The sequence below is a fragment of the Neptunomonas sp. XY-337 genome, assembly GCF_004959845.1.
GTDB lineage: Bacteria > Pseudomonadota > Gammaproteobacteria > Pseudomonadales > Balneatricaceae > Neptunomonas > Neptunomonas marina.
The window spans coordinates 1-15624 of the sequence record NZ_SPLL01000012.1 but is presented as its reverse complement, the minus strand read 5'-3'; the positions used below and the strand labels follow the sequence as shown (position 1 = coordinate 15624).

The following is a 15624-nucleotide window of genomic DNA, read 5'->3' as shown; positions in this document are numbered from 1 at the left end:
CATTCTTCAAAGGCTACCGTCCACAGTTCTACTTCCGTACAACGGACGTAACAGGTTCTTGTGAACTGCCAGAAGGCGTGGAAATGGTTATGCCAGGCGATAACGTTCAAATGAACGTAACACTGATCGCGCCAATCGCAATGGACGAAGGTCTGCGCTTTGCGATCCGTGAAGGTGGTCGTACAGTAGGTGCAGGTGTTGTATCTAAAGTAATTGCGTAATATCTGAAAAAAGGTATTGCCAATCAACAGGGTGGCGACTATAATGTGCCTCCCTGTTTTAAATAGGCCAGTGGCTCAATTGGCAGAGCAGCGGTCTCCAAAACCGCAGGTTGGGGGTTCGAGTCCCTCCTGGCCTGCCACTTACAGTCGTGAGTGGCGTCATTAAAAACGCAAGCTTTTCAAGCAGAGGCGATTAAGCGTGAATTCAAAAGTAGCATCTGAAGGGTCTAAGTTCGATATCGTTAAGTGGCTGGTTGTTGTGCTGCTTGTTGCGGTTGGAGTGGTTGGTAACTCGCTGTATTCCGATCAGTCGCTGCTGTATCGTGTTATTGCTTTGCTTGTGCTGGCTGGTGTTGCCGGCTTTGTTGCGTTTCAGACAGAAAAGGGTCGCGCGTTTTTCACGCTTTTTAAAGAAGCGAAGAATGAAATTCGTAAGGTTGTATGGCCAACACGTCAGGAGACGTTGCAGACAACGGCGATGGTTGTCGTGGTTGTGTTACTGATTGGTTTGTTTTTGTGGGGGCTGGACTCGCTATTGGCGTGGATGGTTTCTAGTGCGATTGGTTAGAGGGTAGGGTAATGGCTAAGCTTTGGTACATCGTTCATGCTCACTCTAACTACGAGAAGCGTGTTAAAACTCTTTTAGAAGAAGATATTAATCTAAAAGGGTTGCAGGATTTATTTGGTCGCGTGTTGGTTCCAACCGAAGAGGTTGTTGAGATCCGTGACGGTAAAAAGCGCAAGTCTGAGCGTAAGTTGTATCCAGGATATGTGTTTGTTGAGATGGATATGACGGATGAGGCTTGGCATTTAGTTAAGCACACTAACTATGTATTAGGTTTTGTTGGTGGTACGGCTGAGAAGCCGGCGCCTATGACTCCACGTGAAGCTGAAGATGTGTTGGCGCGTGTTGAGAGTAGTGTTGATAAGCCGAAGCCTAAGACGGTATTTGAGCCAGGTGAAATGGTTCGTGTTGCAGATGGTCCTTTTGCTGATTTTAACGGTGTTGTTGAAGAAGTTGACTATGAAAAGAATCGCTTGAAAGTTGCGGTGCTTATTTTTGGTCGATCTACGCCTGTTGAGCTTGAGTTTGGTCAGGTAGAAAAGGTCTAAGTTAATAGTTGATATAAAGCCCTGTCTCTTTAGGCAGGGTTTTCTGTTGTGAAAGGGGAGCCGAAAGGCGATTAACCCAATCAGGAGAGTCTAAAATGGCTAAGAAGATTGAAGCTTACATTAAGCTGCAAGTAAAAGCGGGTCAAGCGAACCCAAGTCCACCAGTTGGTCCAGCACTGGGTCAGCATGGTGTTAACATCATGGAATTCTGTAAAGCGTTTAACGCTGAGACTCAGAGCCTTGAATCTGGTCTGCCAATTCCAGTTGTTATCACAGTTTACAGTGATCGTAGCTTTACATTCATCACGAAAACTCCACCAGCATCTATCTTGTTGAAGAAAGCTGCAGGCATTAAGAGTGGTTCTGGCCGCCCTAATACTGAAAAAGTGGGTACAGTAACACGTGCTCAGCTTGAAGAGATCGCTACTACTAAGGCGGCTGATTTGACGGCTGCTGATATGGATGCTGCTGTTCGCACAATCGCGGGTAGTGCACGTAGCATGGGTCTGAATGTAGAGGGTGTTGAGTAATGGCTAAGCTAACTAAGCGCCAAAAGGCGATCAACGAAGTTGTTGAAGCGGGTAAAGCATACTCTATCCAAGAAGCAGTAGAAGTACTTGCTAAAGTATCTACAGTTGGCTTTAAAGAGTCTGTTGATGTTTCCGTAAATCTGGGCGTTGATCCGCGTAAATCTGATCAGGTTGTTCGTGGTTCTACTGTTCTGCCAAACGGCACAGGTAAAGATGTTCGCGTCGCTGTTTTCGCACAAGGTGAAAACGCTGAGAAAGCGAAAGAAGCGGGTGCTGATGTTGTAGGTTTCGAAGATCTTGCTGAAGCTATGAAAGGCGGCGATCTGAACTTTGGTGTTGTTATTGCGACTCCTGATGCTATGCGCGTTGTTGGTCAGCTAGGTCAAGTGCTAGGTCCTCGTGGCCTGATGCCTAACCCGAAAGTTGGCACAGTAACACCAGACGTTGCGACAGCAGTTAAAAACGCTAAAGCGGGTCAAGCACGTTTCCGTACAGACAAAAACGGCATCATCCACGCAGGCGTGGGTAAAGTTGATTTTGACGCGGCTGCTATCAAAGGCAACGTAGAAGCTTTGTTAGCTGACCTGAAGAAGCTGAAGCCAGCTTCTGCTAAAGGCGTTTACATCAAGAAAGTTACACTGTCCTCTACTATGGGGCCAGGCCTAGTTATCGATCAGTCTTCACTAGAAGCATAATCGTAATTAGTTAAGGTTTTTTGAGGGTCTTCGTGACCTGTTAGACAGAGACGAAGGCCGTCAAAGACCGCAGGTGATGCGGTTGCGCATCTTAATGGTTTCCAGCCTGCGCAGACGGTGAATACCACCGTACTCGAAACTCTATCTAGGTAGAGGGTAAACAGTCGAAAGACTATATCCAGGAGTAAATTGTGGCATTAGGACTAGAAGACAAAAAAGCGATCGTTGCTGAAGTCCAAGAAGCTGCTCAAGGCGCGCTATCTGCTGTTGTTGCAGACTCACGTGGTGTAACCGTGGGTGATATGACTGCACTTCGTAAAGAAGCTCGCGAAAATGGCGTTTGGTTGCGTGTAGTGCGTAACACACTGGCACGCCGAGCAGTAGTTGGTACTGAATACGAGTGCTTGTCTGATTCTTTCGTAGGCCCAACAATTATCGCGTTCTCTAACGAACACCCAGGTGCGGGCGCCCGTATCTTGCGTGACTTCGCGAAAGACAACGATAAGTTGGAGCTTAAATCAGCAGCTTTCGAAGGTGAAGTAGTTGACGTTGCGATGCTGGCAAGCTTGCCAACATACGACGAAGCTATTGCGAAGCTGATGAGCTGCATGAAAGAAGCAGCAGCAGGCAAGCTGGTACGTACACTGGCAGCTGTTCGCGATCAGAAAGAGGAAGCCGCAGCTTAATTTTGCTGTGCTTCATAAAAGATTTAATGAGCTTAGGCTCCACTAATTTTGTAGGAATAAGTCATGTCTCTGACTAAAGAAGATATCATCAACGCTATCGCTGAAATGTCTGTTAAGGACGTTGTTGAGCTAGTTGAAGCAATGGAAGAAAAATTCGGTGTTACAGCTGCAGCTGCAGTTGTTGCTGGTCCTGCTGGCGACGCTGGTGCGTCTGCTGCTGAACAAACTGAGTTTGACGTTGTTCTGACTGCTGCTGGCGACAAGAAAGTTAACGTAATCAAAGCGGTACGTGGCGCAACTGGTCTTGGCTTGAAAGAAGCTAAAGGTATGGTTGACGGCGCACCTGCAACTGTTAAAGAAGGCGTTAGCAAAGAAGAAGCTGAAGAGCTTAAAGCTGCGTTGGAAGAAGCTGGCGCTTCTGTTGAGCTTAAGTAATCGCGCTTATGCTCTACAAGCAGCATAGTACTGCTTGATATACCTATGGCTGGTGGCATTTTGCTACCGGCCTTTTTCCGTTATTTATAGACGACAAATAAATAGCGGCAGCACAGACTGGAAGCTCCCTTCCTGGACTGCTTCTCAACTTGGTGCACATGCTGGGGAACACTGATGGCTTATTCGTATACTGAAAAGAAACGCATCCGAAAAGACTTTAGCAAATTAGCGCAAGTCATGGATGTCCCTTACTTGCTGGCGATCCAGCTCGACTCCTACCGTAGATTCCTGCAAGAGGGTGGGGATTCTGGAGATCGTAAAGAAGAAGGTTTGCACGCAGCATTCAAATCTGTTTTTCCAATTGTCTCATATTCTGGCAATGCTGCGTTGGAATACGTTGGCTATCGCTTAGGTGAGCCTGTCTTTGATGTTAAAGAGTGTCAGCTACGTGGTGTCACGTATGCGGCGCCTCTGCGCGTAAAAGTGCGTCTTGTTATCTATGATCGCGAATCATCTAATAAAGCGATTAAAGACATCAAGGAACAAGAAGTTTATATGGGCGAAATGCCCCTAATGACGGACAACGGTACGTTCGTCGTTAACGGTACTGAGCGTGTTATCGTTTCTCAGTTGCACCGTTCGCCTGGTGTGTTCTTTGATCATGACAAAGGTAAAACACACTCTTCTGGTAAGTTGCTCTACTCAGCACGCATTATTCCTTACCGTGGTTCTTGGTTGGATTTCGAGTTTGATCCAAAAGATAACCTGTTTGTCCGTATTGACCGCCGTCGTAAGCTGCCAGCAACTATTCTGTTGCGAGCGCTCGGTTATGAAGCAGGTGAGATCCTCGAAACATTCTTTGAGAATACGTCGTGGTCGTTGGCCGCTGACGGTATCCGCATGGAGCTTGTACCAGAGCGTCTGCGCGGTGAAACGATGTCTTTCGAGATCAAGAACCCAGACGGTGACGTGATTGTAGAAGCGGGTCGTCGTATTACGCCGCGCCACATTCGCTCAATGGCTAAGGCTGATATGACTCAGCTAGATGTGCCTGTTGAGTACTTGGTGGGCAAAGCGATCGCTAAAGACCTAGTTGATCCAGCTACCGGTGAGCTGATCTGTGCCTGTAACAGCGAAGTGACAGAAGAGCTGATCGCTAAACTGGTTGCAGCCAACGTAACTGAGATCGAAACGCTTTACACGAACGATCTTGATTGTGGTTCGTTCATCTCCGAAACACTGCGTATCGACCCAACGCGCAGCCAGCTGGAAGCATTGGTAGAGATCTATCGCATGATGCGCCCAGGTGAGCCGCCAACAAAAGAATCTGCAGAAGCGCTGTTCGAAAATCTGTTCTTCTCTGAAGAGCGTTATGACATGTCTGCGGTCGGTCGAATGAAGTTCAACCGTCGCTTGGGTCGTGAGCAAGAGACAGGATCTGGCGTTCTCGACAAAGACGATATCCTAGACGTGATGAAAACGTTGATCGATATCCGTAACGGTAAAGGCATTGTCGACGATATCGATCACTTGGGTAACCGTCGTATCCGTTCTGTTGGTGAGATGGCCGAAAACCAATTCCGTGTTGGTCTCGTTCGTGTTGAGCGAGCTGTTCGTGAACGTCTGAGCATGGCTGAGTCAGATAATCTGATGCCTCAGGATTTGATTAACGCGAAGCCTGTCGCTGCCGCTGTGAAAGAGTTCTTTGGTTCATCTCAGCTGTCTCAGTTCATGGACCAAAACAACCCGCTGTCGGAGGTTACCCACAAGCGTCGTGTTTCTGCATTGGGCCCTGGTGGTTTGACGCGTGAGCGCGCAGGCTTTGAGGTACGAGATGTACACCCAACTCACTATGGTCGTGTATGTCCAATCGAGACGCCGGAAGGTCCAAACATCGGTTTGATCAACTCATTGGCAACGTTCGCGCGTACCAATGACTTTGGTTTCTTGGAAACGCCTTATCGTAAAGTTGTTGATTGTGTTGTTACTGATGAGATCGAGTATCTCTCCGCAATCGAAGAGAACAACTATGTTATCGCACAGGCATCTGCGCCAGTTGATCAGGACAATCGCCTTACAAGTGACATGGTAACGGTTCGTCACCTGAACGAAACAACAGTAATGGCGCCTGAGAAAGTCGACTACATGGACGTGTCTCCACGTCAGGTCGTATCGATTGCCGCCTCTTTGATTCCATTCCTTGAGCACGATGATGCGAACCGTGCCTTGATGGGATCGAACATGCAACGTCAAGCGGTACCAACGCTGCGTGCTGACAAGCCGCTCGTGGGAACCGGCATGGAGCGTTACGTAGCGCGTGACTCGGGTGTGTGTATTACCGCCAAACGTGGTGGTGTTGTTGAGTCTGTGGATGCGGCACGTATCGTGGTACGTGTACGCGATGAAGAAGTGACTGCAGGCGATGCAGGTGTAGATATCTATAACCTGACGAAATACACGCGTTCGAACCAGAATACCTGTATCAACCAGCGCTCTATCGTGCGCCCTGGTGAGACGGTTAACCGTGGCGACATCATGGCAGATGGTCCATCTGTAGATATGGGTGAGCTGGCACTCGGTCAGAACATGCGTATCGCCTTCATGCCTTGGAACGGTTACAACTTCGAGGACTCGATCCTAATCTCTGAGCGTGTTGTTCAGGAAGATCGTTTTACGACGATTCATATCCAAGAACTAACGTGCGTAGCGCGTGACACTAAGCTGGGCTCTGAAGAGATCACTTCGGATATTCCAAACGTCGGTGAATCTGCACTGGCTAAGCTAGACGAAGCCGGTATTGTGCACATCGGTGCTGAAGTCGGCCCTGGCGATATTCTGGTTGGTAAAGTAACACCAAAAGGTGAAACTCAGCTGACTCCAGAAGAGAAGCTACTGCGTGCTATCTTTGGTGAAAAAGCATCGGACGTAAAAGATACTTCTTTGCGTGTGAAGGGCGGTACTACCGGTAAGGTTATCGATGTACAGGTATTCACGCGCGATGGTGTGCCTAAGGATACTCGCGCGCTTTCTATCGAGAAAGACGAGCTTGATGCGATCCGTAAGGATCTGAACGAAGAGTTCCGTATCGTTGAGCAAGCAACATTTGAGCGTCTGTCTCGCGTATTGGTCGGTCAGGTTGCTGATGGCGGTGCTGGTCTTGGCAAAGGCGATACGATCAGCGAAGACTTCTTGGCAGATCTGAAGCATGAAGACTGGTTCAAGATTCGTGTCGCTGATGATGCCGTGGCGGAACAGCTTGAGCAAGCGAAAACTCAGCTTGAAGAGCGCCGCGAAGAGCTGGATAAAAAGTTCGAAGATAAGAAGCGTAAGCTGCAAACAGGCGATGATTTAGCACCAGGCGTGTTGAAGATCGTGAAGGTGTATGTAGCAACAAAACGCCGCGTTCAGCCAGGTGATAAGATGGCCGGCCGTCACGGTAACAAGGGTGTTATCTCCGTTATCATGCCGGTTGAAGATATGCCTTATGACGAGCATGGTGAGCCGGTTGATATCGTGCTTAACCCGCTGGGTGTACCATCGCGTATGAACGTAGGTCAGATCCTTGAGACACACATGGGTATGGCTGCTAAAGGCTTGGGTCGTCGCATCAATGCGATGGTTGAGCAAGAGCGTGAGCGCGCAGAAACGGTTGCTGAAGTCCGTGGCTTCTTGCATCAGATCTATAACACAGACTTGGGTGCGGGCATGAACAGCCGTACTGAAGATCTGGATAGCTTCTCTGATGACGAGATCATGGAGCTTGCGAAGAACCTGTGTGGTGGTGTGCCATTGGCGACACCGGCATTCGACGGTGCGAAAGAAGCAGAAATCAAAGAGTTGCTGCGTTTGGCTAACTTGAATGATTCTGGTCAGTGCACATTGTTCGACGGCCGTACAGGCGAGCAGTTTAACCGTCAAGTAACTGTTGGCTACATGTACATGCTGAAGCTTAACCACTTGGTTGATGACAAGATGCACGCTCGTTCTACGGGCTCTTACAGCCTTGTTACGCAGCAGCCATTGGGCGGTAAAGCTCAGTTTGGTGGCCAGCGCTTTGGTGAGATGGAGGTGTGGGCACTCGAGGCGTACGGCGCAGCTTACACGCTTCAGGAAATGCTCACAGTGAAGTCGGATGACGTCAATGGACGTACGAAGATGTACAAAAACATCGTTGATGGCGATCACAGAATGGAGCCGGGAATGCCGGAGTCATTCAACGTATTGATCAAGGAGATCCGTTCTCTGGGTATCGATATCGAGCTCGAAAACGAATAAGCATTCCCGAATCACCAGAATGGAGGCGAGGCCTCCATTCGATAACTCCGTGAGGAGCTGTAGATAATGAAAGATCTGTTAAATCTGCTCAAATCACAAAGCCAGTCCGACGAGTTCGACTCGATCAAAATCACGCTGGCATCACCAGAGATGATCCGTTCATGGTCCTATGGTGAAGTGAAGAAGCCTGAGACTATTAACTACCGTACGTTCAAGCCTGAGCGTGACGGTCTGTTCTGTGCGAAAATTTTCGGCCCAGTCAAAGACTACGAATGCTTGTGTGGTAAATACAAGCGTATGAAGCACCGTGGTGTCATTTGTGAGAAGTGTGGCGTTGAAGTGACGCTGACAAAAGTGCGCCGTGACCGTATGGGTCATATCGAGCTTGCTTCTCCGGTTGCGCATATTTGGTTCTTGAAATCACTACCATCCCGTATCGGCTTGATGCTGGATATGACACTACGTGACATTGAGCGCGTACTGTACTTTGAATCATTTGTTGTGATCGAGCCGGGTATGACAACGCTAGAGCGTGGTCAGTTGCTGAATGACGAACAGTACTTCGAAGCACTTGAAGAATTTGGCGATGAGTTCGATGCGCGCATGGGTGCTGAAGCAGTACAGATGCTGATGGCGTCAATCGATCTTGAAGAAGAGATTCAAATGCTGCGTGAAGAAATTCCGCAAACGAACTCTGAAACGAAGATCAAAAAGCTATCTAAGCGCCTTAAGCTGTGCGAATCATTCTACAAATCGGGCAATAAGCCTGAGTGGATGGTAATGAATGTTCTGCCAGTACTGCCGCCAGATCTACGCCCGCTAGTACCGCTAGATGGCGGTCGTTTTGCAACATCTGATCTGAACGATCTGTACCGTCGTGTTATTAACCGTAACAACCGTCTGAAGCGTCTGCTTGATCTGAACGCACCTGACATCATCGTACGTAACGAAAAACGTATGTTGCAGGAATCTGTTGATGCGTTGTTGGATAACGGCCGTCGTGGTCGTGCGATCACTGGTTCTAACAAGCGTCCTCTGAAATCTTTGGCTGACATGATCAAAGGTAAACAGGGTCGTTTCCGTCAGAACCTATTGGGTAAACGTGTAGATTACTCTGGCCGTTCGGTAATCGTGGTAGGTCCTTACCTGCGTCTGCACCAGTGTGGTCTGCCTAAGAAGATGGCGCTTGAGCTATTTAAGCCATTTATCTTCTCCAAGCTCGAGTTGCGTGGCTACGCGACAACTATCAAAGCCGCTAAGAAGATGGTTGAGCGCGAAGAGCCGCTGGTATGGGATATCCTGGATGAAGTTATCCGTGAACACCCTGTGCTACTGAACCGTGCACCAACGCTTCACCGTTTGGGTATTCAGGCGTTCGAGCCGGTACTAATTGAAGGTAAAGCGATTCAGCTTCACCCGCTTGTCTGTGCGGCGTATAACGCTGACTTCGATGGCGACCAAATGGCGGTTCACGTACCTCTGACCATCGAAGCACAGCTTGAAGCACGTGCATTGATGATGTCTACGAACAACATTTTGTCACCTGCTAACGGCGAGCCGATCATCGTGCCTTCTCAGGACGTGGTATTGGGGCTGTACTTCATGACGCGTGAGCGCATCAATGCCAAGGGTGAAGGTATGTCCTTCTCCGATATTGATGAAGTTGAACGCGCTTACGGTGCGAAGCAGGTTGACCTTCAAGCGCGCGTCAAGGTGCGTATTGAGGAGACTGTTTGCGATATCGAAGGTAACGTGACTGAATCTATCAGCATCAAAGAGACGACGGTTGGTCGTGCCATGCTGTTTGCGATCGTACCGAAAGGCCTGCCTTTCGAGCTCGTGAACCAGTCGATGAAGAAAAAAGCGATCTCGCGTCTTCTGAACGAAGCGTATCGTCGCTGTGGTCTGAAGGATACCGTTATCTTTGCAGACCAATTGATGTACACCGGCTTCCGTCAAGCGACAGCTTCTGGTGCGTCTATCGGTGTAAACGACTTCGTTATCCCAGATGAAAAAGCGACTATCGTTGGTGAAGCTGACGTAGAAGTGAAGGATATCGAGCGTCAGTTCGCTGATGGTTTGGTAACGCAAGGCGAGAAGTACAACAAGGTTATCGACATCTGGTCGCGTGCTAACGAATTGTTGGCTAAGCGCATGATGGAAAACTTGAAAACAGAGCGTGTTATCGACCGTGAAGGTAATGAAGTTGATCAGGAATCCTTCAACTCTGTTTACATGATGGCCGACTCCGGTGCCCGTGGTAGTGCTGCACAGATTCGTCAGCTGGCGGGTATGCGTGGTCTGATGGCTAAGCCGGACGGCTCTATCATCGAAACACCGATCACGGCGAACTTCCGTGAAGGTCTGAACGTACTTCAGTACTTCATCTCGACGCACGGTGCGCGTAAAGGTCTGGCCGATACAGCACTGAAAACAGCGAACTCTGGTTACCTAACGCGTCGTTTGGTTGACGTTGCGCAGGACTTGGTGATCACTGAACACGACTGTGGTACAGAGCACGGTCTGGTTATGCAGCCAATGATCGAAGGCGGCGACGTTGTTGTTGCTCTAGGTGATCGAGTGCTGGGTCGTGTGGTTGCGAAGGATGTGTTGGATCCAAGTGACGCAGACGTGTTGATCCCAGCCGGTACGCTTATCGATGAAGCATGGGTACACCGTCTAGAGAGTGATGATCGTTTCTCCTCTATTGATGAGATTGTGGTTCGCTCTGCAATTACATGTGACACGCGTTTCGGTATCTGTGCGAAGTGTTACGGACGTGATCTGGGTCGTGGTCATCAGGTTAACCCTGGCGAAGCAGTGGGTGTTATCGCTGCTCAGTCGATCGGTGAGCCGGGTACACAGCTGACCATGCGTACGTTCCACATCGGTGGTGCGGCATCGCGAGCAGCTGCGGTAGATAGCGTTCAAGTTAAGAACGGCGGCGAGATTCGTCTGCACAACTTGAAGTATGTGGAAACACCAGAAGGTAACTTGGTTGCGACATCTCGTTCCGGCGAGTTGGGTGTAACTGATGAACACGGTCGTGAGCGTGAGCGTTACAAAGTGCCTTACGGGTCTGTTATCAAGGTTCGTGATGGTAGCTCGGTTAATGCGGGCGATATCGTAGCGAACTGGGATCCGCATACGCACCCAATCATTACTGAGGTTGCTGGTAAGGTCGTCTTCGTTGGTATGGAAGATGGCATCACCGTGAAGCAAACAATCGATGAGCTAACAGGCTTGGCTCGTACGGAAGTGCTTGACGTTAAAGATCGCCCAGCAGCGGGTAAAGATATCCGTCCAATGATCAAGCTGGTCGATGAGAACGGCGTTGATATTTGTCACCCAGGTACAGATGCGCCTGCGCAGTACTTGCTGCCAGCGAAAGCGTTGCTGAACATGGCAGATGGCGCATCGGTAGCGGTTGGTGACGCGCTAGCGCGTATTCCACAAGAAGGCTCGGTCAACAAAGATATCACCGGTGGTCTGCCGCGCGTTGCTGACTTGTTTGAAGCACGTAAGCCAAAAGAGTCTTCGATTCTGGCGGAAGTATCAGGTGCGATCTCGTTCGGTAAAGAGACAAAAGGTAAGAAGCGCCTGGTCATCTCGCCGAATGACGCTGAGCCAATCGAAATTATGATTCAGAAGTGGCGTAACCTGAACGTGTTTGAAGGTGAATACGTTGAGAAGGGTGAGGTTATCTCCGATGGCCCATCCAACCCACATGACATTCTGCGCATTTTGGGTGTAGAACGCTTGGCTGAGTATATCGTTAACGAGATCCAGGACGTGTACCGTCTGCAGGGTGTAGGTATTAACGATAAGCACATCGAAGTCATTGTGCGTCAGATGCTGCGTAAAGTTGAGATCATCAGTTCGGGTGATTCGACTTTCATCCCGGGTGAGCAAGTTGAGTACGCTGCAGTTGTGGCTGAAAACGCCGAGCTTGAAGAAGCAGGTAAGATCCCTGCGAAATTTGAGCGCGTGTTGTTGGGTATCACGAAAGCATCGTTGGCGACTGAGTCGTTCATCTCGGCAGCATCCTTCCAAGAGACAACGCGTGTCTTGACTGAAGGCGCAGTCACCGGCAAGCAAGACTTCTTGCGCGGCTTGAAAGAGAACGTTGTGGTAGGTCGTCTGATTCCGGCAGGTACGGGTCTGGCTTATCACTCCGAGCGCAAGCGTAAGCGTGCGCTGGCTCAAGGTACGGAAACTGTTAGCGCAGAGGAAGTACAAGAAGCATTAACGGCTGCACTGAGTGCATCCTTGTCTGATCCTGATTAATATTTAGTCAGTGATTGACGAAACGGGCTGAAATTGATTAAAATTTCGGCCCCTTAGTGACCGGGTTAAATTAACCCGGTTTTTTGGTATATCTAAACGTGAAAACGTGGAGTTTGCTTAATGGCAACAATTAACCAATTGGTTCGTAAGCCACGTAAGCGCAAAGTACAGAAAAGTGACGTTCCGGCACTTGAGGCTTGCCCTCAGCGTCGTGGCGTATGTACTCGTGTTTACACTACTACGCCGAAGAAGCCTAACTCGGCTCTTCGTAAAGTATGCCGTGTTCGTTTGACGAACGGCTTTGAAGTGACATCCTACATCGGTGGTGAAGGTCACAACCTGCAAGAGCACAGTGTTGTTCTTATCCGTGGCGGTCGTGTAAAGGACTTGCCTGGTGTGCGTTACCACACAGTACGTGGTGCACTAGACTGTTCTGGTGTTAACGATCGTAAGCAAGGTCGTTCCAAGTACGGTACTAAACGTCCTAAGTCTTAATCGCCGTCCGACGGTGAGGGCAAAAGTAGTCATCAATCTGGTAACAGAACGAAGTACTAAATTTGGCTAGGCCGGACACGGTAAGAGTAAGGTCAGGAAGTCGAGTTTCTTCCTGAATTTCCTGAAGACCTTTTTTAATTATGAGGGCTTATCATGCCTAGAAGACGCGTCGCTGCGAAGCGCGAAATTCTACCGGATCCAAAATTCGGTAACATTACACTGGCAAAATTCATCAACCACGTTATGGTTAGCGGCAAAAAATCTGTTGCTGAGCGTATCGTGTACGGTGCACTGGACAAGATCCAAGAGCGCACTAACAACGATCCCCTGGAAATGTTCGACAAAGCTCTGGAAGCTATCCAGCCAGCAGTTGAAGTTAAGTCCCGCCGTGTAGGTGGTGCGACTTATCAGGTTCCTTGTGAAGTTCGTCCATCTCGTCGTATGGCCTTGGCTATGCGTTGGTTGGTAGACGCATCTCGTAACCGCGGCGAAAAGTCTATGGCTTTGCGTTTGGCTGGAGAGATGTTGGACGCTGCTGAAGGTCGTGGTGCTGCTGTTAAGAAACGTGAAGACGTGCACCGTATGGCTGAAGCTAACAAAGCTTTCGCTCACTATCGCTTCTAAATACCAGAGGATTGAGTCGTGGCTCGCAAAACTCCTATTGCCCGTTACCGTAACATCGGTATCTGTGCGCACGTAGACGCCGGGAAAACCACTACTACAGAACGTGTTCTTTTCTACACAGGTCTATCCCACAAGATCGGTGAGGTACATGATGGTGCCGCAACGATGGACTGGATGGAGCAGGAACAAGAGCGTGGTATCACAATCACGTCTGCTGCTACTACCTGTTTCTGGAAAGGCATGAACCAGCAATTTGACGATCACCGTGTAAATATCATCGATACTCCGGGGCACGTTGACTTCACAATCGAAGTAGAACGTTCTTTGCGTGTATTGGATGGTGCGGTTGTTGTTCTGTGTGCCTCTTCAGGTGTACAGCCACAAACTGAGACAGTTTGGCGTCAGGCGAACAAATACGAAGTACCTCGCATGGTATTCGTAAACAAAATGGACCGTGCTGGTGCTGACTTCTTTATGGTTGTTGATCAACTTAAAGACCGTCTGGGTGCTAACGCTGTACCAGTTAACTTCCCAATCGGCGCTGAAGATGAGTTCAAAGGCGTTGTAGATTTGATCCGCATGAAGGCGATCATGTGGAACGAAGCTGACCAAGGTATGTCGTACGAGCTGGAAGATATCCCAGCTGACCTGCAAGATAAAGCTGACGAGCTGCGTGAGCAGATGATCGAAGCTGCAGCTGAAGCGTCTGAAGAGTTGATGGAAAAATACCTTGAAGAAGGTGAGTTGACTGAAGACGAAATCAAAGCGGGTCTGCGTGCACGTACACTAGATAACGACATCGTTCTGATGTTGGCTGGTTCTGCGTTTAAGAACAAAGGTGTTCAAGCAGTACTAGACGCGGTTATCGAGTACATGCCTTCTCCAGAAGAAGTTAAGGCGATCGAAGGTACGCTGGACGACGCTGACGAGACTGTTGCTACGCGTGAAGCAAAAGACGATGCGCCATTCGCTGCGTTGGCTTTCAAAATCGCAACAGACCCATTCGTTGGTACGTTGACATTCGTACGTGTTTACTCAGGTGTATTGAACTCTGGCGACAGCGTTTACAACTCAGTGAAGCACAAGAAAGAGCGTATCGGCCGTATGGTGCAGATGCACTCGAACAGCCGTGAAGAGATCAAAGAAGTGCGCGCTGGTGACATCGCTGCGATGATCGGTCTTAAAGATGTAACGACTGGTGATACGCTGTGCTCTATCGACGAGAAGATCGTTCTTGAGCGTATGGAGTTCCCAGAACCGGTAATCTCTGTTGCTGTTGAGCCAAAATCTAAAGCGGACCAAGAAAAAATGGGTATCGCTCTAGGTAAGTTGGCACAAGAAGATCCATCTTTCCGCGTTGAAACAGACGAAGAATCAGGTCAAACGATCATCTCAGGTATGGGTGAGCTTCACCTTGATATCATCGTTGACCGTATGAAGCGTGAGTTCAGCGTTGAAGCAAACATTGGTAAGCCACAAGTGGCATACCGTGAGAAGATCCGTCAGTCTGTTGAAGCTAACCACAAGTTCGCGCGTCAGTCTGGTGGTCGTGGTCAGTACGGTCACGTTGTTGTTGAGTTCAGCCCGTCTGAAGACGAAGGTCTAGAGTTCATCAACGAAATCGTAGGTGGTGCTATTCCGAAGGAATACATCCCAGCGGTTCAAAAAGGTATCGAAGAGCAGATGAAGAACGGTGTTATCGCCGGCTATCCTCTGATCGGTTTGAAAGCACGTCTATATGACGGTTCATTCCACGACGTTGACTCTAACGAGATGGCGTTTAAGATCGCAGCTTCTCAGGCGCTTAAGAAGTACGCAATGGAAGCAAATCCATGTCTGCTTGAGCCGATGATGAAAGTTGAGGTTGTTACACCTGAAGACTACATGGGTGACGTGATGGGTGACCTGAACCGTCGTCGTGGTCTGGTTCAGGGTATGGAAGACTCCTCATCGGGTAAAGTCATCCGTGCGCAGGTACCACTTGGTGAAATGTTCGGTTACGCAACTGATTTGCGCTCCGCAACACAAGGTCGTGCGACCTACTCGATGGAGTTTGAAGGCTATGCCGAAGCTCCAAATAATATCGCCGAAGCGGTGATGAAAGATAACTAATCTTAGCCTGACTATAGAGGTAAATTCTCGTGGCAAAAGCATCATTTGAACGTAATCTGCCGCACGTTAACGTAGGTACAATCGGCCACGTTGACCACGGCAAAACAACTTTGACAGCAGCTCTGACACGTGTATGTGCAGAAGTATTCGG

The 15624-nt window shown here is 49.1% G+C and carries 12 protein-coding genes, 1 tRNA gene and 1 pseudogene; all 14 read left to right on the top strand.

Annotated features, from left to right (window positions below; all coding sequences use genetic code 11):
- Window positions 1-221, top strand: a pseudogene (gene tuf / locus E4L36_RS17735) (elongation factor Tu); the annotation flags it as partial.
- Between the two features lie 64 nt (window positions 222-285).
- A tRNA-Trp gene (locus tag E4L36_RS17730) sits at window positions 286-361 on the top strand.
- A 59-nt stretch (window positions 362-420) separates the two neighbouring features.
- Complete coding sequence (gene secE, locus E4L36_RS17725) at window positions 421-789, top strand: preprotein translocase subunit SecE (RefSeq protein ID WP_136681668.1); 369 nt, start codon at window positions 421-423, stop codon at window positions 787-789.
- A gap of 11 nt (window positions 790-800) precedes the next feature.
- Window positions 801-1334 (top strand): transcription termination/antitermination protein NusG, encoded by a 534-nt coding sequence (gene nusG / locus E4L36_RS17720; RefSeq protein WP_127695078.1) that lies wholly within the window; start codon window positions 801-803, stop codon window positions 1332-1334.
- Between the two features lie 95 nt (window positions 1335-1429).
- Window positions 1430-1864: a 50S ribosomal protein L11 gene (gene rplK, locus E4L36_RS17715; protein WP_127695079.1), complete on the top strand. Its 435-nt coding sequence runs from the start codon at window positions 1430-1432 to the stop codon at window positions 1862-1864.
- Entirely contained in the window at window positions 1864-2559 is a 696-nt protein-coding gene (gene rplA / locus E4L36_RS17710; protein WP_127695080.1) for a 50S ribosomal protein L1, read from the top strand. Before rplK ends, rplA begins: the two co-directional genes overlap by 1 nt.
- A gap of 191 nt (window positions 2560-2750) precedes the next feature.
- Window positions 2751-3245, top strand: a complete 495-nt coding sequence (rplJ, locus tag E4L36_RS17705; protein ID WP_127695081.1) for a 50S ribosomal protein L10 — start codon at window positions 2751-2753, stop codon at window positions 3243-3245.
- Window positions 3246-3308: 63 nt separating this feature from the next.
- Complete coding sequence (gene rplL, locus E4L36_RS17700; RefSeq protein ID WP_136681667.1) at window positions 3309-3680, top strand: 50S ribosomal protein L7/L12; 372 nt, start codon at window positions 3309-3311, stop codon at window positions 3678-3680.
- A gap of 174 nt (window positions 3681-3854) precedes the next feature.
- The gene (rpoB, locus tag E4L36_RS17695; RefSeq protein WP_136681666.1) at window positions 3855-7955 is read left to right on the top strand and encodes a DNA-directed RNA polymerase subunit beta; all 4101 of its coding nucleotides are present in this window, start codon (window positions 3855-3857) and stop codon (window positions 7953-7955) included.
- A 66-nt stretch (window positions 7956-8021) separates the two neighbouring features.
- Window positions 8022-12242: a DNA-directed RNA polymerase subunit beta' gene (gene rpoC / locus E4L36_RS17690; protein ID WP_127695084.1), complete on the top strand. Its 4221-nt coding sequence runs from the start codon at window positions 8022-8024 to the stop codon at window positions 12240-12242.
- 120 nt (window positions 12243-12362) lie between these two features.
- Window positions 12363-12737 carry a 30S ribosomal protein S12 gene (gene rpsL, locus E4L36_RS17685; protein WP_127695085.1) on the top strand — a complete coding sequence of 125 codons (375 nt, stop codon included), beginning with the start codon at window positions 12363-12365 and terminating at the stop codon, window positions 12735-12737.
- Between the two features lie 153 nt (window positions 12738-12890).
- The gene (rpsG, locus tag E4L36_RS17680; protein WP_127695086.1) at window positions 12891-13361 is read left to right on the top strand and encodes a 30S ribosomal protein S7; all 471 of its coding nucleotides are present in this window, start codon (window positions 12891-12893) and stop codon (window positions 13359-13361) included.
- Window positions 13362-13379: 18 nt separating this feature from the next.
- Window positions 13380-15473 carry an elongation factor G gene (gene fusA / locus E4L36_RS17675; protein WP_136681665.1) on the top strand — a complete coding sequence of 698 codons (2094 nt, stop codon included), beginning with the start codon at window positions 13380-13382 and terminating at the stop codon, window positions 15471-15473.
- Window positions 15474-15502: 29 nt separating this feature from the next.
- The coding region (locus E4L36_RS17670; RefSeq protein ID WP_240770940.1) for a GTP-binding protein at window positions 15503-15624 on the top strand (122 nt) is incomplete at its 3' end.

Bases quoted from the DNA above. Each gene is read 5' to 3' on its own strand.
- rplK (WP_127695079.1), top strand. From the start codon at position 1,430: ATGGCTAAGAAGATTGAAGCTTACATTAAGCTGCAAGTAAAAGCGGGT.
- rpoB (WP_136681666.1), top strand. From the start codon at position 3,855: ATGGCTTATTCGTATACTGAAAAGAAACGCATCCGAAAAGACTTTAGC.
- rplL (WP_136681667.1), top strand. From the start codon at position 3,309: ATGTCTCTGACTAAAGAAGATATCATCAACGCTATCGCTGAAATGTCT.
- rplA (WP_127695080.1), top strand. From the start codon at position 1,864: ATGGCTAAGCTAACTAAGCGCCAAAAGGCGATCAACGAAGTTGTTGAA.
- rpsL (WP_127695085.1), top strand. From the start codon at position 12,363: ATGGCAACAATTAACCAATTGGTTCGTAAGCCACGTAAGCGCAAAGTA.
- rpsG (WP_127695086.1), top strand. From the start codon at position 12,891: ATGCCTAGAAGACGCGTCGCTGCGAAGCGCGAAATTCTACCGGATCCA.
- nusG (WP_127695078.1), top strand. From the start codon at position 801: ATGGCTAAGCTTTGGTACATCGTTCATGCTCACTCTAACTACGAGAAG.
- rpoC (WP_127695084.1), top strand. From the start codon at position 8,022: ATGAAAGATCTGTTAAATCTGCTCAAATCACAAAGCCAGTCCGACGAG.